Genomic DNA, 25,722 nt, shown 5'->3' on the forward strand with positions numbered 1-25,722 from the left:
AACACGTGAACAGAAGGACCATGGGCAAGGCCCTGATGGGTCTGGCCACCGGCGCCGCCATGCTGGCGCTGGGCGTCGGCGCGGCCGACGCGCAGGAGAAGATGAAGGTCGGCTTCGTCTATGTCGGTCCGATCAGCGACCACGGCTACAGCTACCAGCACGACCAGGGCCGTCTGGCCGTGGAGAAGGAGCTGGGCGACAAGGTCACCACCACCTTCGTCGAGAACGTGCCCGAGGGCGCCGACGCCGAGCGCGTGATCGAGCAGCTGGCCTCCTCCGGCCACAAGCTGATCTTCACGACCTCCTTCGGCTTCATGAACCCGACGCTGAAGGTCGCGCAGCGCCACCCCGACGTGAAGTTCGAGCACGCCACCGGCTACAAGCGCTCGGCCAACGTCGCCACCTACTCCGCGCGCTTCTACGAGGCCCGCACGGTCATCGGCCAGATCGCCGGCAAGATGACCAAGTCGAACATCATCGGCTACATCGGCTCCTTCCCGATCCCCGAGGTCATCAGCGGCATCAATGCCTTCACCATCGCCATGCGCGAGGTGAACCCCAAGGCCGAGGTGCGCGTCGTCTGGGTGAACAGCTGGTACGACCCCGGCAAGGAAGCCGAGGCCGCCAAGGCCCTGATCGACCAGGGCGCCGACGTGATCTCGCTGCACACCGACAGCCCGGCGGCCATCCAGGTCGCGCAGGAGCGCGGCCTGTGGGTGTTCGGCCAGTCGTCGGACATGACCCGCTTCGGCCCGAAGGCGCACCTGACCGCCATCGTCGACGACTGGCGCGAGTATTACGTGAACCGCGTCAAGGCAGCTCTGGACGGCTCCTGGAAGTCGCAGGACACCTGGGGCGGCTTCAAGGATCATATGCTGTTCCTGGCCCCGTACAACCCGGCGATCCCGGCGGACGTGGTCGCGGCGGCCGAGAAGACCCGCACCGACATCATGGAAGGCAAGCGCCATTCCTTCCAGGGGCCGGTGAAGGACCAGTCCGGCAAGGTCGTGATCGCCGAGGGCAAGCAGGCCACCGACGAGCAGATCCTGAAGATGGACTGGTACGTCGAGGGCGTGCAGGGCAAGGTTCCGAAGTAAGCCGGAACCGGTCGCCAAGTGAGGAAAAGGGAGGCTGCGGCCTCCCTTTTTTGTTGCCCGCCTCCTTTGTCGGCTTGTCTTCAGCCCGGTTGGCGGCCCAGAGCGGCCCAGCCGGCGGGTGCGAGGCGCATCACCTCCGGCCCGCTGCCGGCGGGGTTGGGCTCCATCGTCACCAGCTCCCGGTTCTCGAACCAGACCCAGCGGGGAACCTCCGCCGCGGTGGGCACCCAGCCCTCGGCCATCCTTTCCAGCACCGCCAGATCGGCGGCGGCGATGGGGAATTTCGGCTTCGCCGGGGCACGGCCGGGCGCGGCGGGGGCAGGCCGATTGGTTGACGGGGCGTCCTGCCCGGCGCGGGCGTGTATCCAGGCCGTCTGGAAGGCGGCCAAAGCCTCGTTCAGTTCGCCGCGCAGCGGCTCGGACGGGCAGCGCAGATAGCGGTCGAGCAGGGCGTGCAGGGATTCGGCGGAGGGCGACGGGGTTTCGGGCATGGGGCGGTTCCGTGGTCGGCGTGGTCCGGCACCGCAGCCATAAACGCAAGGGGCAGGAAAAGAAAGGCTCCGCCGCTTCAGGGAGCGCGGCGGAGCCTGTCGAGGAGGCACAATCCCCTGTGCTGCCTGACTTCAAACACGCGGGCCGTGCCGCCGGTTCCATCTTCCCTTCCGGGGTGACCCGCAAGGCGGCGGTCCGAACGCCGGGGCGGCGCGTTGTCAGCCACAAGAGTTGCCTGCCGCAAGACACGCTTTGCCGTCGAAAAGGGGAAACGCATCGTGGAGAAGGGATTCCAGATGGCGGCGCGGGCCATGTATTTTCTGGCCACCATCGTGCTCATCCTGTTCGCCCTGGTCTTCGTCGGTGTGGCCGCCTATTCAGTGCTGCACAGCCTCGCGTCCTTTGACATCGAGGCGGCGACGCACCGGCTGCTCGACGGGGTGGGCATGATCGTGCTGGCCATCGCCATCTTCGAAATCGCCAAGTATCTGTACGAGGAGGAGATCGTCCGCGACCGCGAACTGCGTCACGCGGACGAGGCGCGGCGCACCCTGACCAAGTTCCTGACCACCATCATCATCGCCGCCAGCCTGGAAGGGCTGGTGCTGGTGTTCGAGGCGCGGACCTCGGACATGAGTGCCATGATCTACCCGGCCATCCTCCTGATGGTCATCGTCTTCATGGTGCTGGGGCTCGGGCTCTACCAGCTCATCAGCCGACGGGCGGAGACCATCGACCCGAAGGAGGGGGATTCCTGACCGCCCCTCGCGTTCCAACATTGCTGGAAGGAGTTGTTGATCCCTCCCAGCCAGAGCGGAGCGCCCCCCATGTTCGACCCCGCCCAGATCGGCCGCATCTCTCCCGTGGAGCAGGCCGACGCCCTGCGCACCCTGATCGCCGTCTTCGCCACCGCGGTGGTGCGGCCCGGCGAGAAGGCGCCGCGCAACGCCGTCAGCGCCGAGATCGTCGACATCCTCGACGAGGTGCCGGCGGAGCGGGTGGAGGCGGTCGCGCAGCTCTTCACCATGATGGCGTTGCGGCTGCGGCGGAAGGGGCGACCACGCCGCACCGCCTTCCGGCTGACCCTGGAGACGGCGCTGCTCGCCCGTTCCTACGTCGGGGAGCCGGCGCCGCAGAACGAGACCAGCTACCTGTCGTCCGACCGGCCCGGCCTGGGGACGATCGACCACGCCTGCAACGAGATGCTGGAGCGCATGGCCGGCGTGCCGGATGAGGACCAGCGGGCGTGGCTGACCGCGCAGGTGATCGCCACCGGCCTGATCGACGCCGATCGCCGCCACCGGCTTGGCGGCCCGGACCGCGACATGGGCGACATGGCGGTGGCGGAGTTCCTGCTGCGGACGGCGGCCCAGTATCTCGCAGTCACCGCCGTCCGCACCCCGCCCGGCGAGAACAAAGGCTGAGGCCAGCGAGACGGGCTCATTGCAGGGCGATGATCGCGGCCATGGTTGCGTAGCGCTCGATCGACTGGGAGGAGGGCGAGCGCATCGCCTGCCGGGTGATGGCGAGCTGGTTCTCGTGCGAGACCGGCTGGCGCACCCCCAGATGGGCGACCACCTTGGCGAGCGGCACGACGTGGGCCGAGGACAGCTCCCAGTTCACGATGGCACCGCCCGCCGGGCGTCCGGGCGTGACGGCGGATTGTGCAACCCGCAGGGTGATTGAGGACGCCAGCGACTCCAGCCCGGTCACCGGAACGAAATACAGCGTGAAGCTCCGCGAGGTGGGGCGCCAGGGTTCCGCCGCCCGGCAATCGGGGAAGGCGAGGCCGGTCTGTTCGTGGAACAGGCGCTGAAGTGCCGTGAGGGGGCTGGTGACGCTCTCGTAACCGCCGCCGGGAACCGCCCATTGGCCTGCGGCGTCGACGATCCGGGGCTCCGCCGGACCGCGCCCCCACCAAGTGCTGACTTCGCGCCGCCGGACGATCAGGACCTTGGTCCCCTCCAGAAACGCCACATGGACATGGCGCATCGCCTGTTCCCTCCGCATCCCGTTGGCTTCGCTGCCGGAGACGGGCGGGAGAGGCGGAGCGTGAACGGTCTAGGGAGAGGGGACCACGCGGTTCCGACCTTCGGCCTTCGCCCGATACAGCGCGGCGTCGGCCACCCGGAGCGCGACGTCGAGGCCGTTTGGAGCGTCCAGTGCAATAGGCGCGACGCCGAAGCTGGCGGTCATGCGGAATGAATCGCCGTTCGGACCCATTTCCTGCTCGGCGACGAACCGGCGCAAGCGCTCCGCCACGACCGACGCATCCGCCAGAGCGGTGTTGGGGAGCAGAACCACGAATTCCTCTCCGCCGTAGCGGCCGATCAGGTCACCGGGGCGCAGGGCATCGCCCAGCGTCCGGACGAATCGCTGCAATGCCTCGTCCCCGGCGGCGTGACCGCGGCTGTCGTTGATGCCCTTGAAATGGTCGATATCGGCGATCAGCAGGGACAGGGGCTGCCGCGAGCGCAGCGCCCGCCGGATCTCCTGGTCCGCACGGTCCAGAAGGGCGCGCCGGTTGGCGACGCCGGTCAGCGGGTCGGTCTGCGCCTGCGCGACCAGCAGCCGGTGCATTTCGGTGATGCGGCCACCCGCCTTCAGCCGAGCCTTCAGGTGGGCGCGGTTGACCGGCTTGTGGATGAAGTCGTCCGCCCCAGCGTCCAGCGCCTTCATCTCGTAGAAGGGCTCGTCATGAGATGTCATCAGAATCAGGTAGCTGTAGGCGGTGCGTGGATCGGCCTTCAGAAGCCAGCACACCTCCAGCCCCGACAGCCGTGGCATCTCCCAATCGATGATGGCAATGTCGAAGGGTTCGGACTGGGCACGATCCAGCGCTTCCCGGCCGTCCCTGGCCAGGATCACCTCATGTCCGTAAGACGCCACCTGCTCCGAAAGCATGGTGCGCATCAGAACCGTATCGTCGGCGATGAGCACGCGCATGGCGGGAAATTGCCTCATACCTTCGTCTGCGGTCAATGAGCGGTGGACGTGCGCAGTGTCATTTGTGGGCGTCCGTCCCTGCCGTCCTATCGCCTTCACGGTAACGTTGCGCCTAAGGTCGTGGTCGCCCCGCCGTGGCCCTTGCGGCATAGTACGGGCCGAACGGGGCGCCCAGATCCGGGCGCGCAACGCAGAGGGGACAGCATGGCCCGCTATACGGGCGTCTATGGATTTCCGGAATCGGCCGACGGCGCGCGGCGTCTGGCCGAAGCCCTGAACGTTCCCTGCCACATCGCCGAACTGCACCGCTTTCCGGACGGCGAAAGCCTCGTTCGTCTTCCCGACCCCGTGGAGCGGGCGGTGGTCTACCGCTCGCTCGACCGTCCGAACGACAAGTTGGTGGAACTGATGTTGGCTGCCTCCGTCCTGCGCCGCCAGGGCGCCACGGAGCTGTGCCTCGTCGCCCCCTACATGGCCTACATGCGCCAGGACGCGGTGTTCCGCCCCGGCGAGCCGGTGAGCCAGACGGTGGTGGGGGATTGGCTGGGCCGGCTGTTCGACCGCTTCATCTGCGTGGAGCCGCATCTGCACCGCACCCACACGCTGGACGAGGTGTTTGTCGGGCGGCCCTCCGTCTGCCTCAGCGGTGCCGGGGCCATCGCCGAGCGGCTGCGCCATGACGGGGTCGCGCCCGACACTGTGATCGTCGGCCCGGACGAGGAGGCCGCCCCGCTGGTCGAGGCGGTGGCCGGGCCGCTCGGCCTCACCACGCTGGTCGGGCGGAAGGAGCGGCGCGGCGACCGCGACGTGACGGTGACTTTGCCCGAAGACGCGCCGCTGGCCGGGCGACCGGTGGTGATCGTCGACGACGTCATCAGCTCCGGCGAGACCATCTTCTCCTGCGCGCGGGCGGCGCGGGCCGCCGGGGCCTTGTCCATCGGGGTGTTCGGGGTTCACGCCCTGTTCGATGCCGCGGTGGCGGCCCGTTTCCAGTCCGAAGGGCTGGGCACGCCGTTGTCCTGCGACGGGGTTCCGCACCCCAGCAACGCCCTGCCGCTCGCCCGGCTGATCGCCGACGCGCTGGCAGCCCCCTGTTGAGGATGCCCTGTTGACGGGCCGGTAACCCTTCATCAGGCAGGATAGGGGGACAGGGCACAACAAGGCGGGGTTTCGCCATGACACTGTCCCTCATCTTCCACGGCGCCGTCGGCACGGTCACCGGTTCCTGCTTCCGCATCCGGACCGGCGACGGCGACCTGCTGATCGACTGCGGCCTGTTCCAGGGCACCAAGACGGTCAAGGAGCTGAATTACCGGCCCTTCCCCTTCAAGCCGTCCGCCGTGAAGGCGGTGCTGCTGACCCACGCACACATCGACCATTCCGGCCTGCTGCCGAAGCTGGTCCGCCAGGGCTTCAAGGGGCGGGTGCACACCACCGCCGGCACCGCCGACCTGTTGGCCTACATGCTGCCCGACAGCGGCTACATCCAGGAGACGGAGGTGGAGCGGCTGAACCGCCGCAACCGCCAGCGCGGGCGCCCGGCGGTGGAGCCGATCTACACCCAGGCCGACGCCCAGGACGCCATCCGCCGCCTGCACGCCGTCGATTACGGGGAGTGGGTGAAGGTGCTGCCCGGCATCCGCGCCCGCTTCTGGCAGGCCGGGCACATTCTCGGCTCGGCGTCGGTGGAGCTGGAGGTGACGCGCGGCGCGACGGCTGAAACCATCCTGTTCTCCGGCGACCTTGGGCCGGGCGGCAAGTCCTTCCACGCCGATGCAGAAGGGCCCCCGCGGCCCGACTGGATGGTGCTGGAAACCACCTACGGCAACCGCGAGCGGGTCGAGGTTGGCGAGGCGGAGCGGCAGGCCCTGCTGCGTGACGAGGTGCGGGCGGCGCTCGCCGCGGGCGGCCCGCTGCTGATCCCGGCCTTCGCGGTGGAGCGCACGCAGGAGCTTCTCTACGACCTGCACCGGCTGTTCGAGCGCGGCGAGATCCCCTTGGTCGACGTGTTCCTCGACTCGCCGCTGGCCGACGCGGTCACGGGAGTTTTCCGCCGCCATTTGGGCGATCTCGGCACCGGGGGCGATCCCTTCGCCCGGTCCAACCTGCACCGCGTGCGCTCCGTCGCGGAAAGCCAGAAACTCAACGCGATCAAAGGCGGCGCCATCATCATGGCGGCCAGCGGCATGTGCGACGCCGGACGCATCCGTCATCATCTGAAGAACCATCTGTGGCGCCCGGAGGCCACCATCCTGCTGGTCGGCTACCAGGCGCCGGGCACGCTGGGCTACCTGTTGCAGCAGGGGGTTGCGAACGTCCGCATTCATGGCGAGGAGATCGCGGTGCGCGCCCGTATCCGGTCGCTGGACGTCTATTCCGGTCACGCCGACCGCAGCAGCCTGCTGGCATGGGTGGCGGCACGGCAGGGGGTGAAGCACGGCCTGTTCCTGGTGCATGGCGAGGAAGAGGCCCGTGCCGGTCTGCGCGACGCGCTGGTCCGTCGCGGCTGGGACCCGGCGCTGATCCGCCTGCCCGAGTTGGACGAGGTGGCCGACCTGACGGCCGCCGTCCCGGCACAGGCGCCGGCAACGACCGAGGGTGGCCCGCCGCGGCTGGAGCCGGAAGCGGTGACCGCCGGGCGGGACTGGCACAACCGCTATGCCGCCTTCCTGCTGGACCTGCACCGGGCGCTGGACGCGGCATCCGACGACGCGGCGCGGGAGGCGCTGCTCCGCAGGGTGGGCGACCGCCTGCCGCAGGCGGAGGGGCCGCCGACGGGATGAACGGCCTGCCCACGGTCGGGCGGCGCATGCTATAGATCGGTGATGGCGGATTGGTGACGGCTACGAAACAAAAGGGTGACGGTGCGATGGGGAAGGTGGCGAACATCGTGGTCCAGATGGCGCGGAAGCTGACCGACGACAACGCCCGGCTGGGCCGTGTTCGCAACGCCGGCAAGCCCAAGACCTTTCCCCATTTCCGGGAGATCCGGAACGCGTACCTGGACATCCAGGGATTGGTCTTCTCCATCCAGGAGCGGTTGCAGGAGGCGGGGGACGAACTGCCCTCCAACTTTCCGCAATGGGTGATCCGGCAGAAGCTGACCGCCATCGCCCATTTCACCGACATCAGTTACGCCTTCGTCAGCGACCCGCCCCTGGCGCTGACCAGTTCGCTCGGCGCCTTCGATGTGCTTCAGGCGGAGCAGAAGGCCTTTTCGGAAACGCTGAACGCCTTCGACATGATGCTGATGGAAGCGGGCATCGACGACAAGACCGCCGACGAGTTGGACGCCACCCGCACGAAGATCGAGCAGATCCTGGGTATGATCGAGACGCTTCTGGAGAACAGCCCCAAGGTGCTGCAGGAGTTCTGAGCGCCGTCGCACGCGAAGGGCGATTGCGCAAATATTTATACGCTTTCCGCACGGCCACATTCTGGTTAAGGTCTACCGGCGCGCGTCGTCTCCTCCGGCGGGTTCCGGGCGGACGGCATGGGCGGCATGGGCGCCCCGGGCGGGCGCCGCAGGCGGCGTGACAGGCAGCTTCGGTACGGCCATGCAGAGGTCTTCAAGCCCCGATCCGATCGACCTCGCGCCCAGCGGGTCCGCCACGGATTCGGTGGCTTTTCCGAAGCGTCTTCCCTTGCTGGCCCTGCTGGCCGCCCTTCTCCTGACCGCCTTGGCTTGGCACGACACCCGGCAGCGCGTTGCCGCGGACGCCGAAAGCCGCTTCGCCCTGCGGGTGGAAGAACTGCACCGACGGTTCGAGAACCAGATCCAGGTTTATGTCCAGGTGACGCGCTCCGCCGCCGCCCTTTTCACCGCCTATCCGGAAGTGAAAAGGGCAGAATGGAACCGCTTCGTGGACGGGCTGCACCTTGCGGAGCGCTTCCCAGGCATCACCACCGTCGCCTTCGCACGGGTCGCCGACCAATGGACGAGCCCGGAGTTGGTGACGGAAGCCCGGATGGACGGGCTGCGAAACTTCCGAATCTGGCCGGAAGCGACCGGCCCGGTCCGGCTCGTCACCCTTTACGCCGCCCCGGTCAACGAACGCACCCTGCGCACGCTCGGCTACGACCTGCTGTCGGAACCGGTCCGTCGCGCCGCCGCGGAGCAGACGCGGGACAGCGGCGAACCGGCGGTGACCCGTGCCGTCGCCCTGCAACTCGACGAGGGTGATTCCTCGCCGCCCGCCTTCATCGTGTTCCAGGCCGTTTATCGCGACGGGCTGAGCCCCGCCACGCAGGAGCAGCGGCGGGCGACTCTCGCCGGGCTGGTGATGACACCGATCCACGTCGCTCCGCTGGCCGAATCCGTGTTCGGACGGATGAACGACGTCGCCGTGACGGTGTTCGAAGGGCGGCGGGAGTTTCCATTCTACCGCAGCCGCCCGGAGCCGTCGGAGCAGCCTCTGCTGACGGCGACCCGGGACGTCACGCTGGGCAGCCGCGTCTGGTCGGTCCGGTACGAAAGCCGCTCAAGCTTCGAGGATGGGGTGGACAGCTGGAAGCCGATGCTGGTCCTGGCGGCGGGGCTGTCGCTCAGCGTTCTGTTGTCCACCCTGCTGTGGGCGCTGGCCGCGACGCGCGACCGGGCGCTGGTGATCGCCGGGCGCATCACCGCCTCGCTGCGCCGTCGCGAGACGGAACTGGATCTGCTGTTCAACCAGGCGCCGCTGGGCATCGCCCTGATCGGGCCGGACGCCAAGATCACCGATTGCAACCCGGCCTTCGCCCGTGCGGTCGGGGTGGGGCGCGACGGGCTGATCGGAATCGACGTGAAGCTGCGCGCCCAGGATCCGGCGGTGGTCGCCGCCATCGACTCCGCCATCGCCGGAGAGAGCGTGCGGCTGGAGGTCGACCGGCTGCTTCTGGCCGGCGGTCGGCACAGCCATTTCTCGCTTCACCTCCAGCCGGTGTCCACCCCCGGCGACCCGCCCTTCGTCATGGCCTTCGTGGAGGACATCGGCGACAAGCGGCGGGCCGAACAGCACATTCACTATCTGGCCCATTACGATCCTTTGACCGGCCTGCCCAACCGCGTCCTGCTGTTCGACCGCATCGCGCAAGCCGCCCGCGAGACGCGGCGCGACGGTGGCAAGGTCGCCGTCCTGTTCATCGATCTGGATCGCTTCAAGGTCATCAACGACAGCCTGGGCCATTCCTTCGGCGACGAGGTGCTGCGGTCGGTGGCGCGGCGTCTGCATGGCGGGATGCGGCCGACGGACACGGTAGGCCGGCTGGGCGGCGACGAATTCCTGATCGTCGTCCCGGCCATCCGCAAGCCGGAGGAGGCCGCCGCGGTGGCGGAGAGGGTGCTGGCTCAGCTCGCCGCACCCTTCGCCATCGGCGGGCGGAATTTCGTGGTGTCGCCCAGCATCGGCATCAGCCTGTTTCCCGACGACGCGGAGGATGCGGAGGGTCTGATCCGCTGCGCGGACATCGCGATGTACAACGCCAAGGACGCCGGACGGAACGCCTACCGCTTCGTGACGCGCGAGATGGGCGCGCGGTCCCGCGAACGTCTGGATCTGGAAGCGGCGCTCCGCCGCGCCCTGCAGAACCGGGAGCTGTTCCTGGTCTACCAGCCGCAGCTGCGCATTTCCGACGATCTCGTGGTCGGGGTGGAGGCCCTTTTGCGCTGGCGCCACCCGGAAGCCGGTCTCATCATGCCCAACCGCTTCCTGCCCGTGGCCGAGGAAACCGGCCTGATCCAGGCCATTGGCGACTGGGTGCTGGACGAGGTGTGCGCCCAGATCCGCCGCTGGCGCGACCAGATCGGACTGACGGTGCCGATCGCCGTGAACGTCTCCGCCCAGCAGTTCCGCGATGGGCAGCTTCCCGCCAAGGTGGCCACGGCGCTCGACCGCAATGGCCTCCAGGGCTGGGAGCTGGAGATCGAGGTGACCGAGGGCACGCTGATCGACGATGTTCCCTCGGCCATCGCGACGTTGCGCGCGCTGAAGCAGCGCGGGTGTCTGATCGCGCTGGATGATTTCGGCACCGGTTACTCTTCGCTCAACTACCTGCACCGTTTCCCGATCGACAAGCTGAAGATCGATCGGTCCTTCATCCACGATCTGGAGCAGGACGGTGCCGGCGACTCGATCCCGCGCGCCATCGTCGGGCTGGGCCGCAGCCTGGGCCTGTCGGTGGTCGCCGAGGGTGTGGAGACGGAGGCGCAGCTCCAGCTCCTGCGCAGCCTCAAATGCGAGAGTTTCCAGGGCTATCTGTTCAGCCGCCCGGTCCTGGCGGAGGAACTGGAACCGATCCTGGCGCTGCGTGCCGCCCGCGGCCACCACGCTTCGAAAGCGGAGCCGATGGCGAGGGAGCCGGTGTAGCGGCGGTTAGCGCGGAAAGGTCACCATCCCCTCTTCCGCGGCCTGCCAAGCCGGCTTCGCGTTGTGGCCTATGGTGCGCTGCTCCTCGTCCATCCGGTCCCTGTGCTGCCGCATCGACCTGCGGTGGCGGTTCAGCCCGGCTGCGTCGCCGTCGCCCAACCCGCCGTCGTCCCGCAGCCAGCCGCGGGCCATCGCCGTCCCGGCCAAAATCCCGAAACCGGCGACCACCGCGGCGGTGAGCCAAGGGTGCATCCGCGCCTCCGTGTAGAGGCTGGTTTCACGCACGTAGCGATGCCGGCCGGCGCGTTCCCGCCCGTCGTCGCCGTGGCTATGCAGGGCGTCGTTGCGCGGGCGGAGCGGCCCGCCGGAGCGGATGACGCGCGGCAGGGTCCGTTCCATGATTCGGTCGGTGAGCCGCGGCGCGAAGGTTTCCGCCAGCGCGAACAGCTTGGCGCCGCCGCCGACATAGAGGTCGCGCATCGGCCGGCGGGCGCAATGCAGGATGGCCTTCGCCACGACCTCCGGCGCGTAGACCGGGGGCGGGTTGCTCGGCTCCGCGTCCAGCAGGTTCAGGGCGTGGTCCTCGTACAGGCTGTCGACCGCCGCCGGCTTGATCAGGCTGACCGAGATGGGCGAGCCCTCGGCCTCCAACTCCATGCGCAACGCGTCGGTGAAGCCCTTCACGGCGTGCTTGGTGGCGACATAGGCGCCCTGGAGCGGGATGGCGCGGTCGGACAGCACGCTGCCGATGTTGATCAGCGCCCCGCCGTTCCGCCTCAGATGGGGGATGGCCGCCTGCGAGCCGTTGACCACGCCCCAGTAGTTCGTCTCGAACAGGCGGCGGTGGTCGTCCGGGGCGGTGTCCAGGAGCTTGCCGATGATCGCCACGCCGGCGTTGTTCACCCATGTGTCGATCCGGCCATAGCTGCGGACCGCCGTGTCGGCCACCCGCCGCAGGGCGTCGGGGTCGGCCACGTCGGCGACGCAGTGGATCGCGTCCCCGCCTTCGGCGCGGATATCCTCCGCTGCCTGGGCGAGCGCGTTGCGGTCGCGGGCGGCCAGGACGACCTTCGCGCCCTGCCGAGCGGCCATGCGGGCGGTGACCAGCCCGATGCCGCTCGACGCGCCGGTGATGACGATCACCTGCTCGTCAATGGGTTTGAGCCGCGGTTGCATGGGTGCCGTTCCTCCATCGTTCGATTGTCGCAATGCGTGCGTCATCCGCTGTGAACAGACGGTCCGGCGGAGCGTTGCTGCGGGGCGGTGCGTCCGGGCCACTCCGAAAGGAGGGTTGGCGGGCCAACGAAGCGGCACAGCTTTACCGGAACCTGTCAGGCGGGGGAGGGAAACAGCGCCCATGCTCAAAACAGCCGCCAAAGCCGGCGGACTCGCCGACCGTTTCCGCCGGGTGCGCGCCACCTCGGCGGAACTGGCCGTCGGGCTGTCGCCGGAGGATCAGGTGGTGCAGTCCATGCCGGACGCCAGCCCGGTCAAATGGCATCTGGCCCACACGACGTGGTTCTTCGAAACCTTTCTGCTGATCCCGAATCTGACGGGTTACCGGCCCTTCGATCCGGCCTTCGGCTATCTCTTCAACTCCTACTACGAGGCCGTCGGCGCCCGCCATCCGCGGCCCCGGCGCGGCCTGTTGACGCGGCCCGGCATGGCCGAGGTGGCGGCCTACCGCGACCATGTGGACGCCGCCATGCTGACCCTGCTGGAGCGTGGCGACGCCGAACGGCTGGCTCCTCTGGTGACGCTTGGCCTCGCTCACGAGGAGCAGCATCAGGAACTGATCCTGATGGACCTGCTGCACCTGTTCTCCTGCAACCCGGTCGCGCCGGCCTACCGGCCCTACCGCCCGGCCTTGCGCGGCCCCGCCCATGAGGGGCGTTGGATCGCGGTGGACGGCGGTATCGTCGCGGTGGGTCATGGCCATGAGGGGGGCGGGGAGGGCTTCGCCTTCGACAACGAGGGGCCGCGGCACGAGGTGCTGCTGCGCCCCTTCCGGTTGTTCTCCCGCGCGGTGACCAACGGGGAGTGGCGGGCCTTTATCGAAGACGGCGGCTACCGCAACCCGGCGCTCTGGCTGTCCGATGGCTGGGCCACGGTCAACGCCGAGGGGTGGGAGGCGCCGGCCTACTGGCGGCGCGGCGAGGACGGCGGCTGGCGGGAGTTCACCCTGCTTGGCGAGCATCCGCTGGACGAGGACGCTCCGGTCTGCCACGTCGGCTTCTACGAGGCTGACGCCTTCGCCCGCTGGGCCGGCAAGCGCCTGCCGACGGAGGCCGAGTGGGAGACCGCTGCCGCTGGCATTCCCGCCACCGGCAACACGCTGGGCAGCGGATTGCTGCGTCCGGCGGCGGCGGCGGGCGAGGGGTTTGCCCAAATGTTCGGCGATGTCTGGGAATGGACGGCCAGCGCCTACAGCGGCTACCCGGGCTTTCGTCCCGCTGTCGGGGCGGTCGGCGAATACAACGGCAAGTTCATGGCCAACCAGTATGTGCTGCGCGGCGGATGCTGCGCCACGCCGGACGGCCATGCCCGCGCCACCTACCGGAATTTCTTCTACCCGCACCAACGCTGGATGTTCAGCGGCGTGCGCCTCGCGGAGGACGCTTGATGACCGCAATTTCCGCCGCCCGCGCCCATCTCGCGCAGGGGCCGGCGCAGGACGACGTGTTCCTGTCCGACGTGCTGGAGGGTCTGTCCCGCCCGGACAAGAGCCTGCCCTGCAAGTACTTCTACGACGCCGAGGGCTCGGCGCTGTTCGACGCCATCTGCACGCTCGACGAATATTACCCGACGCGGACCGAGACCGCCCTGCTGCAAGCCCGTGCGGACGAGATCGCCGGTCTGGCCGGGCGCGGCGCCACCCTGGTGGAGCTGGGCAGCGGGTCGAGCGTCAAGGTGCGCATCCTGCTTGATGCGCTGGACGCGCCGGCCATGTATGTGCCGGTGGACATCAGCCGCGACCACCTGATCGCCGCCGCCGCCCGGCTGGCCGGCGACTACCCGGCGGTGACGGTGGTGCCGGTGGCCGCCGATTATGTGCGGGGCTTCGCCCTGCCACGGGGCGCCGCGCCGGAACGGACGATGGCCTTCTTTCCCGGCAGCACCATCGGCAATTTCCGGCCCGCCGAGGCGATGACCTTCCTGGACACGCTCGGGCGGCGGCTCGGGGCCGGGGCGCGGCTGCTGATCGGCGTGGACCTGCGCAAGGACCCTGCGGTGCTGGAGGCCGCCTACGACGACGCCCGCGGGGTGACGGCCGCCTTCAACATGAACCTGCTGGCCCGCATCAACCGGGAACTGGACGGCACCTTCGACCTGGACCGCTTCGCCCACATGGCCCGTTACGACACCGCACGAGGGCGGATCGAGATGCATCTGCGCAGCCTGGACGACCAGACTGCCCATGTCGCCGGTCATCCCATACGCTTTGCCCGCGGCGAGACGATCCACACCGAGAATTCCTACAAATACTCCGTGTCCGGCTTCCGCCGCCTCGCCGCCCGCGCGGGCTGGCGCACGGAGCGGAGCTGGACCGACGAGAATCGGCTGTTCAGCCTGCACTGGATGGTTCGGCATGGCTGACCCCCTTTGGCACCGGGAACACCATATCCGGGGCAGGGTTGAGTCCCGTCGAGACACCGCAACAACGGGACAGGACCGATGACCAGCATCTTCGACCGGATCAAGCAGGACCACGACACCATCCGCCGCCTGCTCGACGCGGCCGAGAAAGCGGACGGCGACGGGCGCGCCGCCTATGAGGACCTGCAGCGCGAGCTGTGGGCGCATGGCAAGATCGAGGAGGCCGTCTTCTACCAATCGCTGTCCAAGGCCAAGAACACCAAGCAGGAGACCACCGAGGGACTGAACGAGCATCACATCATCAATGGCTTCCTCGACGAGCTGAACGCCATGCCCGCCGACAGCACCGCCTGGAAGGCCAAGCTCCAAGTGCTCGGCGAGGTCACCCGCCACCACCTCGACGAGGAAGAGGAGGAACTGTTCGAGGAGGCCAAGAAGGCGCTCGACGACAAGCGCGCCGAGGAACTCGGCAGCATCTACGGGGAGCGCAAGAAGCAGATGCTGGCTGCCCTGGCCCCGCTTCCCAAGAGCGCGTAACCTCGCACGCGACGGCGTTCCGGTGAAATGGAAGACCGCAGTCTCTTGCGCCGGGGCTTCCCGGCGTGACAGGCTGCGGTCTTCCGTTCCGCTGCACGAACCGTCGCCATGCCTCCCATCTCCATGACTTCGACCGCAAAGCCCGCCCCGAAGTCCGCCGCTGGCTCGCTCGCCTCTTTCGCGCCCTGGGCGGGAGAGGGCGGCGTCCGCGTCTATCTGAGGCCGGTCGGGCTGCTGCCCATCGCCGCCTGGAGCGCCGGGGCGGCGGTGCCGCTGGCCGGCGGGCGCTTCTCCTTCGCCACCGCCCAGCTGATCGTCCGGCAGGGGGCGCGGATCGAACGGGCCTTCGCGCCGTTGACCGAGATCATGGCCTGGGGGTGGGAGCGCGGGACCGCCGTCGCCCAGAGCCTCGATAAGCGACTGGGTGCGCTGACCCGCGGACGGGCGCCGTTCGCCGGGCTGGACCTCGGGCGCCCGCGCATCATGGCCATCGTCAACGTGACGCCGGACAGCTTTTCCGATGGCGGCGACTTCTTCGACGCCGGAACCGCCATCGCCCATGGTGAGGCGATGCTGGAGGCCGGCGCCGACCTGCTGGACGTCGGCGGCGAATCCACCCGTCCCGGTTCCGCCCCCGTGTCGCCGGAAGAGGAGGAGGCCCGCGTCCTGCCGGTCGTCCGCCACTTCGCGGCCAAGGGTGCCGTGGTGTCGGTGGACACGCGGCACGCGCGGGTGATGCGCGCGGCGCTCGACGCCGGGGCGGCGCTGATCAACGACGTGGCCGGGCTGCGCGACCCCGGCGCGCTGCCGCTGGTGGCGGAGAAGGCGGCGCCCGTGGTCGTCATGCACATGCGGGGCGAACCCGGCACCATGCAGCAGAACCCGACCTATGAGGACGCGGCGCTCGACGTCTTCGACTGGCTGGAGGAGCGGGTGGAGGCCTGCCTCGCCACCGGGGTGCCGCTGGAGCGCATCGCCGTCGATCCCGGCATCGGCTTCGGCAAGACGGTGGAGCACAATCTCGACATCCTGCGCCACACCGCCCTGTATCACGGGCTGGGCTGCGCCCTGCTGATCGGGCTGTCGCGCAAGACCCTGATCGGCAAGCTGTCGCGGAGCGAGCCGCCGAAGGAGCGTCTGCCCGGCTCGCTGGCCGGGGGGCTGGAAACGCTGAACCAGGGCGCGCAGATCCTGCGTGTCCATGACGTGCCCCAAACGGTCCAGGCGCGCGCCGTCTGGGAAGGGCTGCATCCCGCACGGGTGCCGTGACCGCATCGCTCATGTAACCCTTTGGCGTCTGCGCGGAAGGGTTCTTGACCCCGCCCCCCGTGCCAAGCGATGACATTTTCACACATCCGCACTTGCGGTACAGTGATTGGGCCATTCCCGAGGATTTTCATGACGCGACACCTGTTCGGCACCGACGGCATCCGAGGCACCGCCAACATCGATCCGATGACGGCGGAAACCGCCCTGCGGGTCGCGATGGCGTCCGCTTTGCAGTTCCGCCGGGGTGACCACCGGCACCGCGTGGTGATCGGCAAGGACACCCGCCTGTCGGGCTATCTTCTGGAGCCGGCGCTGACCGCGGGCTTCATCTCCATGGGCATGGACGTGGTGCTGCTCGGCCCGCTGCCGACACCCGCCGTCGCCATGCTGACGCGCTCGCTCCGCGCCGACCTCGGCGTGATGATCTCCGCCTCGCACAACCCGTTCCAGGACAACGGCATCAAGCTGTTCGGGCCGGACGGATACAAGCTGTCGGACGCGGTGGAGATCGCCATCGAGACGCGCATGGGCCAGCCCTTCGCGCCGGACCTTGCCGGCTCCGCCGATCTCGGCCGCGCCTCCCGCCTTGAGGATTCGACGGGCCGCTACATCGAGTATGTGAAGAACACCTTCCCGCGCGGCCTGCGGCTGGACGGGCTGAAGATCGTCGTCGACTGCGCCAACGGCGCCGCCTACCGCGTCGCCCCGAAGGTGCTGTACGAGCTGGGGGCCGACGTGATCCCGGTCGGGGTCAACCCGGACGGCCTGAACATCAACAAGGACTGCGGCGCCACCGCCACCCGGACCCTGCAGGAGCAGGTGGTGGCCCACGGCGCCCATCTGGGCATTGCGCTGGACGGCGACGCCGACCGCCTGATCATGGTCGACGAGGCCGGGCGCGTCGTCGACGGCGACCAGGTCATGGCGCTGATCGCCTCCTCCTGGGCGCAGGCGCAGACGCTGAAGGGCGGCGGCGTGGTCGCCACGGTCATGTCCAACCTGGGCATGGAACGGCACCTGCAGGGCCTGGGCATCGCGCTGGTCCGCACGCCGGTCGGCGACCGCTATGTGGTGGAACATATGCGCGAGCACGGCTACAACGTCGGTGGGGAGCAGTCGGGGCACGTCGTGCTGTCCGACTATTCCACGACCGGCGACGGGCTGATCGCCGCACTCCAGGTCCTGGCGGTGCTGATCCAGTCCGGCGGCCGGGCGGCCAGCGAGGTCTGCCAGGTCTTCGCTCCGGTGCCGCAGAAGCTGACCAACGTCCGCTTCGCCGCCGGGTCGAAGCCGCTGGAGATCGCCTCCGTCCAGGCGGCGATCCGCGACGGCGAGGCGCGGCTGAACGGGTCGGGGCGCATCCTGATCCGCAAGTCGGGGACCGAGCCGGTGATCCGCGTCATGGCCGAAGGCGACGACGAAGGGCTGGTGCACGCGGTGGTTGCCGACATTGCCGGCGCCATCACGGACGCCGCCCGGCTGGAGACCGCCTCCTAAGGCCAACCCTCCAACCAGACGACCAGACGGAAGCATTCCCGATGCAGGCCCACCCGATCAACGGCCGTGTTCTCATCGTCGCCGGGTCCGATTCCGGCGGCGGTGCCGGCATCCAGGCGGACATCAAGGCGGTCAGCGCGCTGAACGCCTTCGCCATGACCGCCATCGCGGCGCTGACCGCGCAGAACACGACGGGGGTCTATGGCGTGCTGCCCGTGGACCCGGCCTTCGTCGCCCTTCAGATGAAGGTGGTGCTGGAGGACCTCGGGGCCGACAGCATCAAGATCGGCATGCTCGCCAACGCCGCCGTCATCGAGGTGGTGGCCGGCGAGTATGAGGCGCGGGCGATCAACGTTCCGCTGGTCGTCGATCCGGTGATGGTTTCGAAGAGCGGCCATTTCCTGCTGGAGCCGGACGCCGTGCAGACCCTGCGCAAGCGCCTGCTGCCCCATGCGGAGCTGGTCACTCCCAACCTGCCGGAGGCCGAGGCGCTGACCGACATCCCGGTGCGCAACCTGGACGACATGCGCCGTGCCGCCGAGATGATCCGCACCTTCGGGCCGAAGGCCGTCCTGCTGAAGGGCGGCCATCTGGAGGACGAGCGGCTGTGCGACCTGCTGCTCACCGAGGACGGCGAGGAGGTGTTCGAGGGGCGGCGCATCCACACCCCTCACACCCACGGCACCGGCTGCACCCTGGCCTCCGCCATCGCCGCCGGCATCGCCCAAGGGCTGGGCGTGCGCGATTCGGTGGCGCGCGCCCGCGCCTATGTGGACGAGGCCATCCGCTCCGCCCCCGGTTTCGGCCACGGCCACGGCCCGTTGAACCACCTGCACACGGTCCGGCCGTTCCCGTAGGAGCGCGGCCGTTCCGCCTCCTCACACGATCGACAGCATCGCCGTCTGCGGATTCTCCAGCAGATCCGCCAGTGTGCGCAGGCCGCGCGCCAATTCGTCCCGGCTGTGCGGGTGGCAGAGGCCCAGCCGCACGGCGTGGGGGGCGCTGGCCCGGCCCACGGCGAACACGTCGCCGCCGGTCACCTTCACGCCGCGGCGCATCGCCTCGGCGATGAAATCGTCGCGCCGCCAGGGCTCGGGCAGGACCAGCCAGAGATGCTGTGCCCCCGGATGCCCGCAGACGGCGCTGGCGGGCAGGATCGAGCGGGCGATTTGCTGGCGCGCCATGGCTTCCCCGCGCTGTGCCTCGGCGATGCGGTCGGCGCCGCCATCGGTGATCCAGCGCGTCGCGACCTCAGGCGGCAGGGGCGGGGAGGAGTATTGCAGGGCGCGGATGACCGCCTCGACGCGCGGCACCAGAGCCGGCGGAGCGACCACGTAGCCGACGCGCAGGCCGGCCGACACGCTCTTGGACAGGCTGTTGACGTAGACGGTGACGTCCGGGGCGATGGCCTGGATGGGCTTCGCATCATGGACCAGGAAGCCGAACACATCGTCCTCCACCAGCATCACCCCGTAGCGGCGGGCGATGGCGGCGATCTCCACGCGCCGGGCCTGCGGCATGACGGAGGCGGTGGGATTGTGCATGGTCGGCACCAGATACAGCGCCTTGGGCGCCAGACGGCGGCAGGCGCTGTCGAAACTGTCCGGGACCACGCCATGCTCGTCGATGGCGATGCCCTCCAGGTGATAGCCCTCGACCGCGCTCAGAGTCTTGATGCCGTAGTTGGTCAGCCGCTCCGTCAGCACGACGTCGCCAGGGCGGGCCACTGCGGCCAGCGCGACCGCCATGGCGTTCTGCGCGCCGGTGGTCAGCAGGATCGTGTCGGCGGAGGCTGTTACGCGGTGCTGGCGCGCCAACCATTGCGCACCGGCGGCGCGGTGGGCGGGCAGGCCGGCGTGCGGTGCGTATTCCAGCAGCGCTCCCAGGTTCGGCGAGGCGCCGATGGCGGCCAGGGTGGCACCCATCATCGACACCGACATCGGGTGCTCCGGCGTCACGACGGTCATGTTGATGATCGACGGTTCGGGTCGGGGTGTCCAGGTGAAGGGGTCGGAGGGGGGCATGTGCCGCTGCCCCTGCACGAAAGTGCCGCGCCCGACCTCGCCGCCGATCAACCCGCGCTTCTCCGCCTCGGTATAGGCGCGGGTGATGGTGCCGACGGTGACGCCGAGGCGGTAGGCGAGGTCGCGGTGGGTGGGAAGCCGTGTGCCGGGGGGGAGCCGTCCGCTGGCGATGTCATCGGACAGGGCGTCGGCGATGGCCCGGTAACGGGGGCCTTGCCGCCCCTCCAGATCAGGAACCCACTGTGTCATGGGGACAATGATGACATTGTACCGATCCATCGGCAAGTGTCACCGCATTGTCGCGATTGTGCGTGTCCGGTTGCGTTGCGCGTCCGGGAACCCGGATGGCTGGGCGGGCGTTGCAGTCAGGACCGCCCGGCGCCGCTTCGGCATCCCTTTCGCGCCGGGCACAGCCGGGAGAACACAGGCATGAGCGCCGAAAACGCCATCCGACACACCTACGACCGCTTCTTCGGGGGCGAACGGAATCTCGGGCCGCTGGAACGCGCCGTGTCCACCGGCCTCGGACTCGTCATGGCGGCGGGCGGCGTGCGCCGCGGCGCCGATGTGCGGGGCGCCATCATGGGGCTGGCCGGCGCCGCCCTGGTGGCCCGCGGCATGAGCGGCCATTGCCCTCTGAAGGCCATGGTGGCGGACGAGGATCACGACCGCCTGTCCGGTCCGAGCGCGGAGCGTTACAGCCCCGGCGAAGGGCCGCTGGAGCGCACGCCGGCCCGCACCGGGTCCTATTCCTGACGCGCTCCTATTCCTGACGAAACGTGATGGTCACGAGGACGAGGAAGCGGCGCGGCGTCGCCGCTTCCACTCCTTCCAGCGCCGTTCGCCGCGCACCAGCGCGCGGTTGATCGGCGGGCGAAGGAACGGAACGTCGTAAGCGAGCAGAACGAGGCCGAGGGGCAGCATCCAGATGCCCAGCACGGGCAGGAAGCTGAACAGCCCGCCGAGAATCAGAAGCAGCCCGGCTGGTACGCGCACCCAGGTCGCCCGCGGCTCGCGGAGCCAAGCCAACACCCGCGCCATGGAGTCGGGAAGCTTCTCCTGGATGCGATCCACCCGCCGTTCGAGGCGTCTGTGGTGCTGGTCGCTCAACGCGGCACTCTCCATGTTGTTGATCCGGCTCTGGTGGTTGTCGATGGGTGAAGCGGTGGCCCGGCTTCCCGGACAGGTCGCTCCCAAGCCGCCATATGGGAACAGCCAAGCGTGTTCCAAGCTCCTGTTCGTGTGGAACCACTGAGCGGGCGGACATCTTGAAAGGCGCCGGCCACACGGCCAACTATTAGGGCAATCAGGGTCCGGGCCCCTCTGGCAGCCGAGTCGTCGGCCGCGATGTCGGACCTCTTCATCTGCTTTTGCGCCGACGGGCGTGACCGCATCTGGAGGGCCTTTTCGGTGGACAGCGCAGCCATACCACCCCGCCGCCGCTCAAGCGCGGCCGATCCGCTGTCATGTGCCCCCCGCCGGTCCGAGGCTTGCCGGTTAGAGGCTTGAACGAGGGAGTTTTCGCAATGTTCGACCAGTATCCCAACCAGAGTCGGTGGGGCGCCGGCGCCGCGGGCGTGGACCGCGCGGCGTTCGACGAGGGCCTGCGCAAGCACATGCTGCGGGTCTACAATTTCATGATGCTCGGTCTGGGCGTGACGGGGCTTGTGGCGCTGTTCGTGGCGAGCACGCCGGCGCTGTACGTTCCGATCTTCACGACCCCGCTGAAGTGGGTGGTGATGCTGGCGCCGCTGGCCTTCATCATGGTGCTGTCCTTCCGCTTCCACGCGATGTCGGCCAGCGCGCTGCAGGGGCTGTTCTGGGCCTTCTGCGCGGTGATGGGCGTGTCGATGGCGTCGATCTTCCTGGTCTTCACCGGGGCCAGCGTGGCGCGGGTGTTCTTCATCACCGCGGCGATGTTCGCGGCGATGAGCCTGTGGGGCTACACCACCAAGGCCGACCTGTCGAAGATGGGCTCGTTCCTGATGATGGGCCTGATCGGCATCGTCATCGCCAGCCTGGTCAACATCTTCATCGGCTCCAGCGCGCTGCAGTTCGCCGTCTCGGTGCTCGGCGTGGTCATCTTCACCGGCCTGACCGCCTACGACACCCAGCGCATCAAGGAGGAGTACGCCGAGGGCTACGGCCACGAGGCCAACACCAAGCTCGCCGTCATGGGCGCCCTCTCGCTCTATCTCAACTTCATCAACCTCTTCCAGATGCTTCTCCAGCTCATGGGCAACCGCGAGTAACAGTAACAAGACCGCATCCGGCGCCATTCAGGGCGCCATGCCGGGCCGGCCGCTTTCCGCGGCCGGCTTTTTTTGTGTCTGGCCAGCTCCCGGGATGGTTCGTCCGGGTGGCCGCGCTCGGGCCGGGTAGCCATTTGGCTGAGCCGCACGTTGTTAAACCCGTTTCGATCGGCACGGCGCTGGGAGCGGCAATGAAGGACCGGATTCGCCATTATTGGGCATTTCTCCGCGCCAGCCTGTGGTTCGTTCCCTCTCTGATGGGCGGCGTGGCGGCGACGCTCGCGGTCGCGCTGCTCACCTGGGGGCGTGGCGCCGTGGAGAACGCCACGGATTACTGGCTCCTGTACGCCGGTGACGCCGACAACGCGCGCCAGCTTCTGTCGTCGCTGCTGACCGGCATGATCACCATGACGTCGCTGGTGGTGTCGATCACCATGGTCGTGTTGACCTTGGCCGCCGGCCAGATCGGTCCACGACTGATCCGCAATTTCATCCAGGATTGGACGACCCAGGCGGTGCTGGGCCTCTTCCTGGCCGACATCGTCTATCTGCTGGTCGTCTTCCGAACCATCGACGGCAACCAGGCCGATCGGGTCCCCCATCTGGCGGTCAGCGTCGGAACCGGACTGACCGCCCTGTGTCTGTTCGTTCTGCTGGTCTATGTCCACAAGCTTGCCCGCTCGATCATCTACGACAATGTGGTGCAGCGGGTCGCCGCGGATCTGCGCGACGTGACCGCAGCCCTGCTTCCCGAGCGCGGCGACGGTCCCCCGGAGATACCCCCCGACCTGCGCGGCGATTTCGCCTGGGTGGACCTCGACCAGGACGGCTACGTCCAGGCGATCGACCTGGACGGTCTGGTCGCCACCGCCCAAAACGCCGATTCGGTGATTCGCCTTGATATCCGGCCCGGCCATTACGTCATCGGCGGCGGCGAGCATGTGGCCGTGTTTCCGGCCGGCGCCTGCACGGCGGACCTGTCGAAGGCGGTCCGCGGCGCTTTCATCGTCGGTTCGGAGCGTACCCCGACCCAGGATGTGGAGTTCGGCATCCGCCAACTGGTGGAGATGGCCACCCGCGCCCTGTCGCCGGGAATCAACGACGTGTTCACCGCCTTGGCGGTGATCGACAACCTCTCGGCCTCGATGGCCCGCATCTTCGACCGCGCGATCGAACTGGCGGTTCTGCGCGACTCCGCCGGAACGGTCCGGGTCTTGCGGGACGTGACCGGATACGACGGCTTCGTCGGCGCCGCCTTCGATCAGATCCGCCAGGCCGGGAGCGGAAACGCCGCGGTGCTCATCCGGCTTGTCGACGCCATCATTCGGCTGGCCCCGCGCGTCCGCTTGGACGCCCAGCGGGAACCGCTGCGGGAGCAGTTGGACATGATCCTGGCGGCGGGCGAACAGAACATCGCGATTCCCCGCGATCTTGCCATTCTTCGAGCCCGTTGGAGGCAGGCGACCGAGCGGCTGGAGCGCTGACGCCTGTCGGACCACGCAACCCGGTTCGGCGCGGCGGGCGCGGGTGTGGCCGCCGGGATACATCCGACATCGGAAATGTAATGGTGACAATAACGACATTGACCAGCGCGATTGTATCGACATAATCGCCATTGTCTCGATTGTTCGGGGCTGAATGTTTTGACGAAGGAGGTTCATCATGCGCACTACGGAAGCGACCCGCTCGTCCGGATCGTCCTCGTTCACGGCCGTCTTCAAGGTCATCGCGCGCGCCCTCTCCGTCGGCATCCGCCCCGTCTGGTTCGTGATGGAGGCCGGCCTGAACGGCTATGAACGGTGGCGGCAGCGGCAGGCGCTGATGCGGCTGGACGATCATCTGCTGAAGGACATCGGCGTGTCCCGCGCCGATGTGGACAGCGAAGTCAGCAAGCCGTTCTGGCGGGGTTGATGCGATGAGCGCCGATGCGATCCTCTATGCCGTCGAGCCCGACCTGACCGCCGACGCCTTCATCGACGTGCTTCACCGCTCCGGGCTGGCCGAACGCCGTCCCGTGGCGGACCGCCCACGGGTGGAGGCGATGCTGCGCAACGCCGGCCTGATCGTCACCGCCCGCAACGCGGACGGAGCCTTGGTCGGAGTCGCCCGGTCCGTCACCGATTTCGCCTTCTGCTGCTATCTGTCCGACCTCGCCGTCGACCGCGCCTGTCAGGGGCGCGGCATCGGCAAGGAGCTGATGCGCCGCACCCGCGCCGCGGTGGGGGAGGGCGTGACCTGCCTTCTCCTGTCCGCGCCCAAGGCGATCACCTTCTACGAGGCGGCGGGGATGGAGCGGCACGCCCAGGCGTTCCTGTTCACCGAAAAACCCTAAGGAGGCACCGTGCGCCTTCCCCTGTATCAGGTCGATGCCTTCGCGGACGCGGTGTTCGCGGGCAACCCGGCGGCGGTCGTGCCGCTGGAGGACTGGCTTCCCGACGCGACTCTCCAGGCCATCGCGGCGGAAAACAACCTGGCGGAAACCGCCTTCCTCGTCCGCCGCGGTGACGGTTACGAGATCCGCTGGTTCACCCCGACGGTCGAGGTGGACCTGTGCGGTCACGCCACGCTGGCCTCGGCCTTCGTCATCGCGACGATGCTGGAGTGGGGCTGCCCGCGCATCGACTTCGCCACCCGGGAAGCCGGAACCCTCAGCGTCACCCGCGACGGCGACCTTTACACGCTGGATTTCCCCAGCCGTCCGCCGGAACCGCTGGCCGGGCCGCCGGCCGGCCTGCTCGACGCGCTGGGCGGACCGCCGCCGACGGCGCTGCTCAAGGCGCGCGACCTCGTGGTCGTCTATGACGACGAGGCGACGGTGCGCGGCTTGACCCCCGACATGAGCGCCCTGGCCCGGCTGGAGGATTTCTACGCGGTCATCGTGACGGCGCCGGGCAGCGGTGGCGTGGACTTCGTCTCCCGCTTCTTCGCGCCGGCCCAGGGGATTCCCGAAGACCCGGTGACCGGCTCCGCCCATTGCACGCTGATCCCCTATTGGGCGCGGCGGCTGGGCAAGGAGCGGCTGAAGGCCCGGCAGGTCTCGGCCCGCGGCGGTTCCCTGTCCTGCGAGCTGGTGGGCGACCGTGTGAAGATCGCCGGGAAAGCGGTTCTCTATATGGATGGCGCCGTCTACATTTAGCCCCGTCCATACGAGGACCAATGGAACGGGAGGGCAGCGGGCATGGCGGGGCGCTATTTCGAGGATTTCCGCGTCGGTGACGTGATCGACACCGAGGGGGCGACGGTCACCGACAGCCAGATCATGGATTTCGCCCAGCGCTTCGACCCGCAACCCTTCCACATGGACGCGGTGGCCGCCGCGGAGGGGCCGTTCGGCGGGCTGATCGCCAGCGGCTTCCACACCCTGTCCCTGACCTTCCGGCTGTTCCGCGACACCGGGGCCATCACCGGCACCAGCCTGGGCGGTTCGGGCGGCGACGAGTTGCGCTGGCTGCGCCCGGTGCGGCCCGGCGACACGCTGCGCGTCCGGGTCGAGGTGGTGGAGGCCATCCCGTCCCGCCGCGGCGACCGCGGCACGGTCCGGCTGGCCTACACCACGCTGAACCAGCACGGCGAGGCGGTGATGACCATCACCTTGAACCACATCGTGGCGACCCGCAGCATTCCGGCGGAGTAGCAAACACCGACGGCCTGTTCCGTCGCGCGTCTT

26 protein-coding genes are annotated in these 25,722 nt (G+C 68.7%); 20 read left to right on the top strand and 6 right to left on the bottom strand.

Going from position 1 to position 25,722, the window contains the following annotated elements; all coding sequences use genetic code 11:
* Nucleotides 1–20 precede the first annotated feature (20 nt).
* Complete coding sequence (locus AMK58_RS05915) at nucleotides 21–1,097, top strand: BMP family ABC transporter substrate-binding protein (RefSeq protein ID WP_059398722.1); 1,077 nt, start codon at nucleotides 21–23, stop codon at nucleotides 1,095–1,097.
* Between the two features lie 80 nt (nucleotides 1,098–1,177).
* On the opposite strand, the gene AMK58_RS05920 is transcribed toward AMK58_RS05915, so the two are convergent.
* The gene (locus tag AMK58_RS05920) at nucleotides 1,178–1,588 is read right to left on the bottom strand and encodes a hypothetical protein (RefSeq protein ID WP_035672931.1); all 411 of its coding nucleotides are present in this window, start codon (nucleotides 1,586–1,588) and stop codon (nucleotides 1,178–1,180) included.
* A gap of 279 nt (nucleotides 1,589–1,867) precedes the next feature.
* On the opposite strand from AMK58_RS05920, the gene AMK58_RS05925 reads away from it, so the two are divergent.
* Entirely contained in the window at nucleotides 1,868–2,347 is a 480-nt protein-coding gene (locus tag AMK58_RS05925) for a hypothetical protein (protein WP_104675404.1), read from the top strand.
* A 69-nt stretch (nucleotides 2,348–2,416) separates the two neighbouring features.
* A complete protein-coding gene (locus tag AMK58_RS05930) occupies nucleotides 2,417–3,013 on the top strand; it encodes a hypothetical protein (protein ID WP_035672937.1) in 597 nt (198 codons plus the stop codon).
* Nucleotides 3,014–3,029: 16 nt separating this feature from the next.
* Here AMK58_RS05930 and AMK58_RS05935 read toward each other — a convergent pair whose 3' ends face one another.
* Nucleotides 3,030–3,581 carry an NUDIX domain-containing protein gene (locus AMK58_RS05935; RefSeq protein ID WP_035672940.1) on the bottom strand — a complete coding sequence of 184 codons (552 nt, stop codon included), beginning with the start codon at nucleotides 3,579–3,581 and terminating at the stop codon, nucleotides 3,030–3,032.
* 69 nt (nucleotides 3,582–3,650) lie between these two features.
* Nucleotides 3,651–4,535, bottom strand: a complete 885-nt coding sequence (locus AMK58_RS05940; RefSeq protein ID WP_035672942.1) for a GGDEF domain-containing protein — start codon at nucleotides 4,533–4,535, stop codon at nucleotides 3,651–3,653.
* A 204-nt stretch (nucleotides 4,536–4,739) separates the two neighbouring features.
* Between AMK58_RS05940 and AMK58_RS05945 the strand changes: the two genes are divergently transcribed.
* The 4 genes from AMK58_RS05945 to AMK58_RS05960 all read left to right on the top strand — a co-directional run bounded on the left by AMK58_RS05945 (nucleotide 4,740) and on the right by AMK58_RS05960 (nucleotide 10,879).
* Nucleotides 4,740–5,633, top strand: coding sequence for a ribose-phosphate diphosphokinase (locus AMK58_RS05945; protein WP_035672944.1), 894 nt, complete (start codon nucleotides 4,740–4,742; stop codon nucleotides 5,631–5,633).
* Nucleotides 5,634–5,710: 77 nt separating this feature from the next.
* On the top strand, nucleotides 5,711–7,318 hold the full coding sequence (locus tag AMK58_RS05950; RefSeq protein ID WP_035672947.1) for an MBL fold metallo-hydrolase: 1,608 nt from the start codon (nucleotides 5,711–5,713) through the stop codon (nucleotides 7,316–7,318).
* Nucleotides 7,319–7,404: 86 nt separating this feature from the next.
* Nucleotides 7,405–7,911 (top strand): hypothetical protein, encoded by a 507-nt coding sequence (locus AMK58_RS05955; RefSeq protein ID WP_014240086.1) that lies wholly within the window; start codon nucleotides 7,405–7,407, stop codon nucleotides 7,909–7,911.
* Between the two features lie 268 nt (nucleotides 7,912–8,179).
* The gene (locus AMK58_RS05960) at nucleotides 8,180–10,879 is read left to right on the top strand and encodes a bifunctional diguanylate cyclase/phosphodiesterase (RefSeq protein WP_236778187.1); all 2,700 of its coding nucleotides are present in this window, start codon (nucleotides 8,180–8,182) and stop codon (nucleotides 10,877–10,879) included.
* 6 nt (nucleotides 10,880–10,885) lie between these two features.
* Here the strand turns inward: AMK58_RS05960 and AMK58_RS05965 are convergent, their stop codons facing one another.
* Nucleotides 10,886–12,055 (bottom strand): SDR family oxidoreductase, encoded by a 1,170-nt coding sequence (locus AMK58_RS05965; RefSeq protein ID WP_035672953.1) that lies wholly within the window; start codon nucleotides 12,053–12,055, stop codon nucleotides 10,886–10,888.
* 181 nt (nucleotides 12,056–12,236) lie between these two features.
* Between AMK58_RS05965 and egtB the strand changes: the two genes are divergently transcribed.
* From egtB to thiD, 6 genes are all read left to right on the top strand, one after another.
* Nucleotides 12,237–13,502: an ergothioneine biosynthesis protein EgtB gene (gene egtB / locus AMK58_RS05970; protein WP_035672955.1), complete on the top strand. Its 1,266-nt coding sequence runs from the start codon at nucleotides 12,237–12,239 to the stop codon at nucleotides 13,500–13,502.
* The gene (egtD, locus tag AMK58_RS05975; protein ID WP_051140187.1) at nucleotides 13,502–14,476 is read left to right on the top strand and encodes an L-histidine N(alpha)-methyltransferase; all 975 of its coding nucleotides are present in this window, start codon (nucleotides 13,502–13,504) and stop codon (nucleotides 14,474–14,476) included. Before egtB ends, egtD begins: the two co-directional genes overlap by 1 nt.
* 78 nt (nucleotides 14,477–14,554) lie before the next feature.
* Nucleotides 14,555–15,013 carry a hemerythrin domain-containing protein gene (locus tag AMK58_RS05980; RefSeq protein ID WP_014240091.1) on the top strand — a complete coding sequence of 153 codons (459 nt, stop codon included), beginning with the start codon at nucleotides 14,555–14,557 and terminating at the stop codon, nucleotides 15,011–15,013.
* Between the two features lie 108 nt (nucleotides 15,014–15,121).
* Complete coding sequence (gene folP, locus AMK58_RS05985) at nucleotides 15,122–16,282, top strand: dihydropteroate synthase (RefSeq protein WP_035672958.1); 1,161 nt, start codon at nucleotides 15,122–15,124, stop codon at nucleotides 16,280–16,282.
* Nucleotides 16,283–16,411: 129 nt separating this feature from the next.
* Complete coding sequence (gene glmM / locus AMK58_RS05990; protein WP_035672961.1) at nucleotides 16,412–17,779, top strand: phosphoglucosamine mutase; 1,368 nt, start codon at nucleotides 16,412–16,414, stop codon at nucleotides 17,777–17,779.
* A 41-nt stretch (nucleotides 17,780–17,820) separates the two neighbouring features.
* Nucleotides 17,821–18,636 carry a bifunctional hydroxymethylpyrimidine kinase/phosphomethylpyrimidine kinase gene (gene thiD / locus AMK58_RS05995; RefSeq protein ID WP_174444478.1) on the top strand — a complete coding sequence of 272 codons (816 nt, stop codon included), beginning with the start codon at nucleotides 17,821–17,823 and terminating at the stop codon, nucleotides 18,634–18,636.
* Between the two features lie 21 nt (nucleotides 18,637–18,657).
* Here the strand turns inward: thiD and ehuR are convergent, their stop codons facing one another.
* Nucleotides 18,658–20,052 carry a MocR-like ectoine utilization transcription factor EhuR gene (gene ehuR, locus AMK58_RS06000; RefSeq protein WP_035672964.1) on the bottom strand — a complete coding sequence of 465 codons (1,395 nt, stop codon included), beginning with the start codon at nucleotides 20,050–20,052 and terminating at the stop codon, nucleotides 18,658–18,660.
* Between the two features lie 180 nt (nucleotides 20,053–20,232).
* On the opposite strand from ehuR, the gene AMK58_RS06005 reads away from it, so the two are divergent.
* Nucleotides 20,233–20,559, top strand: a complete 327-nt coding sequence (locus AMK58_RS06005; protein WP_035672967.1) for a YgaP family membrane protein — start codon at nucleotides 20,233–20,235, stop codon at nucleotides 20,557–20,559.
* 30 nt (nucleotides 20,560–20,589) lie between these two features.
* On the opposite strand, the gene AMK58_RS06010 is transcribed toward AMK58_RS06005, so the two are convergent.
* Nucleotides 20,590–20,913, bottom strand: a complete 324-nt coding sequence (locus AMK58_RS06010; RefSeq protein WP_035673054.1) for a hypothetical protein — start codon at nucleotides 20,911–20,913, stop codon at nucleotides 20,590–20,592.
* A gap of 416 nt (nucleotides 20,914–21,329) precedes the next feature.
* On the opposite strand from AMK58_RS06010, the gene AMK58_RS06015 reads away from it, so the two are divergent.
* The 6 genes from AMK58_RS06015 (at nucleotide 21,330) to AMK58_RS06040 (ending at nucleotide 25,689) form a co-directional block, all read left to right on the top strand.
* Nucleotides 21,330–22,055, top strand: coding sequence for a Bax inhibitor-1/YccA family protein (locus AMK58_RS06015; protein WP_059398723.1), 726 nt, complete (start codon nucleotides 21,330–21,332; stop codon nucleotides 22,053–22,055).
* 191 nt (nucleotides 22,056–22,246) lie between these two features.
* Nucleotides 22,247–23,539 (top strand): DUF2254 domain-containing protein, encoded by a 1,293-nt coding sequence (locus tag AMK58_RS06020; RefSeq protein ID WP_035672975.1) that lies wholly within the window; start codon nucleotides 22,247–22,249, stop codon nucleotides 23,537–23,539.
* Nucleotides 23,540–23,717: 178 nt separating this feature from the next.
* Nucleotides 23,718–23,966: a DUF1127 domain-containing protein gene (locus AMK58_RS06025; protein ID WP_035672978.1), complete on the top strand. Its 249-nt coding sequence runs from the start codon at nucleotides 23,718–23,720 to the stop codon at nucleotides 23,964–23,966.
* A gap of 4 nt (nucleotides 23,967–23,970) precedes the next feature.
* Nucleotides 23,971–24,387: a GNAT family N-acetyltransferase gene (locus AMK58_RS06030; protein WP_035672980.1), complete on the top strand. Its 417-nt coding sequence runs from the start codon at nucleotides 23,971–23,973 to the stop codon at nucleotides 24,385–24,387.
* Nucleotides 24,388–24,396: 9 nt separating this feature from the next.
* The gene (locus AMK58_RS06035) at nucleotides 24,397–25,191 is read left to right on the top strand and encodes a PhzF family phenazine biosynthesis protein (RefSeq protein ID WP_035672982.1); all 795 of its coding nucleotides are present in this window, start codon (nucleotides 24,397–24,399) and stop codon (nucleotides 25,189–25,191) included.
* 42 nt (nucleotides 25,192–25,233) lie between these two features.
* Nucleotides 25,234–25,689 (top strand): MaoC family dehydratase, encoded by a 456-nt coding sequence (locus AMK58_RS06040; RefSeq protein WP_035672984.1) that lies wholly within the window; start codon nucleotides 25,234–25,236, stop codon nucleotides 25,687–25,689.
* Nucleotides 25,690–25,722 lie beyond the last annotated feature (33 nt).

It is taken from the genome of Azospirillum brasilense (assembly GCF_001315015.1).
GTDB lineage: Bacteria > Pseudomonadota > Alphaproteobacteria > Azospirillales > Azospirillaceae > Azospirillum > Azospirillum brasilense.

Coding starts and splice junctions, on each gene's coding strand:
- AMK58_RS05915 (WP_059398722.1), top strand. CDS start 21: ATGGGCAAGGCCCTGATGGGTCTGGCCACCGGCGCCGCCATGCTGGCG.
- AMK58_RS05920 (WP_035672931.1), bottom strand. CDS start 1,588: ATGCCCGAAACCCCGTCGCCCTCCGCCGAATCCCTGCACGCCCTGCTC.
- AMK58_RS05930 (WP_035672937.1), top strand. CDS start 2,417: ATGTTCGACCCCGCCCAGATCGGCCGCATCTCTCCCGTGGAGCAGGCC.
- AMK58_RS05935 (WP_035672940.1), bottom strand. CDS start 3,581: ATGCGCCATGTCCATGTGGCGTTTCTGGAGGGGACCAAGGTCCTGATC.
- AMK58_RS05940 (WP_035672942.1), bottom strand. CDS start 4,535: ATGCGCGTGCTCATCGCCGACGATACGGTTCTGATGCGCACCATGCTT.
- AMK58_RS05945 (WP_035672944.1), top strand. CDS start 4,740: ATGGCCCGCTATACGGGCGTCTATGGATTTCCGGAATCGGCCGACGGC.
- AMK58_RS05950 (WP_035672947.1), top strand. CDS start 5,711: ATGACACTGTCCCTCATCTTCCACGGCGCCGTCGGCACGGTCACCGGT.
- AMK58_RS05955 (WP_014240086.1), top strand. CDS start 7,405: ATGGGGAAGGTGGCGAACATCGTGGTCCAGATGGCGCGGAAGCTGACC.
- AMK58_RS05965 (WP_035672953.1), bottom strand. CDS start 12,055: ATGCAACCGCGGCTCAAACCCATTGACGAGCAGGTGATCGTCATCACC.
- egtB (WP_035672955.1), top strand. CDS start 12,237: ATGCTCAAAACAGCCGCCAAAGCCGGCGGACTCGCCGACCGTTTCCGC.
- egtD (WP_051140187.1), top strand. CDS start 13,502: ATGACCGCAATTTCCGCCGCCCGCGCCCATCTCGCGCAGGGGCCGGCG.
- AMK58_RS05980 (WP_014240091.1), top strand. CDS start 14,555: ATGACCAGCATCTTCGACCGGATCAAGCAGGACCACGACACCATCCGC.
- folP (WP_035672958.1), top strand. CDS start 15,122: ATGCCTCCCATCTCCATGACTTCGACCGCAAAGCCCGCCCCGAAGTCC.
- glmM (WP_035672961.1), top strand. CDS start 16,412: ATGACGCGACACCTGTTCGGCACCGACGGCATCCGAGGCACCGCCAAC.
- thiD (WP_174444478.1), top strand. CDS start 17,821: ATGCAGGCCCACCCGATCAACGGCCGTGTTCTCATCGTCGCCGGGTCC.
- ehuR (WP_035672964.1), bottom strand. CDS start 20,052: ATGACACAGTGGGTTCCTGATCTGGAGGGGCGGCAAGGCCCCCGTTAC.
- AMK58_RS06005 (WP_035672967.1), top strand. CDS start 20,233: ATGAGCGCCGAAAACGCCATCCGACACACCTACGACCGCTTCTTCGGG.
- AMK58_RS06015 (WP_059398723.1), top strand. CDS start 21,330: ATGTTCGACCAGTATCCCAACCAGAGTCGGTGGGGCGCCGGCGCCGCG.
- AMK58_RS06020 (WP_035672975.1), top strand. CDS start 22,247: ATGAAGGACCGGATTCGCCATTATTGGGCATTTCTCCGCGCCAGCCTG.
- AMK58_RS06025 (WP_035672978.1), top strand. CDS start 23,718: ATGCGCACTACGGAAGCGACCCGCTCGTCCGGATCGTCCTCGTTCACG.
- AMK58_RS06030 (WP_035672980.1), top strand. CDS start 23,971: ATGAGCGCCGATGCGATCCTCTATGCCGTCGAGCCCGACCTGACCGCC.
- AMK58_RS06040 (WP_035672984.1), top strand. CDS start 25,234: ATGGCGGGGCGCTATTTCGAGGATTTCCGCGTCGGTGACGTGATCGAC.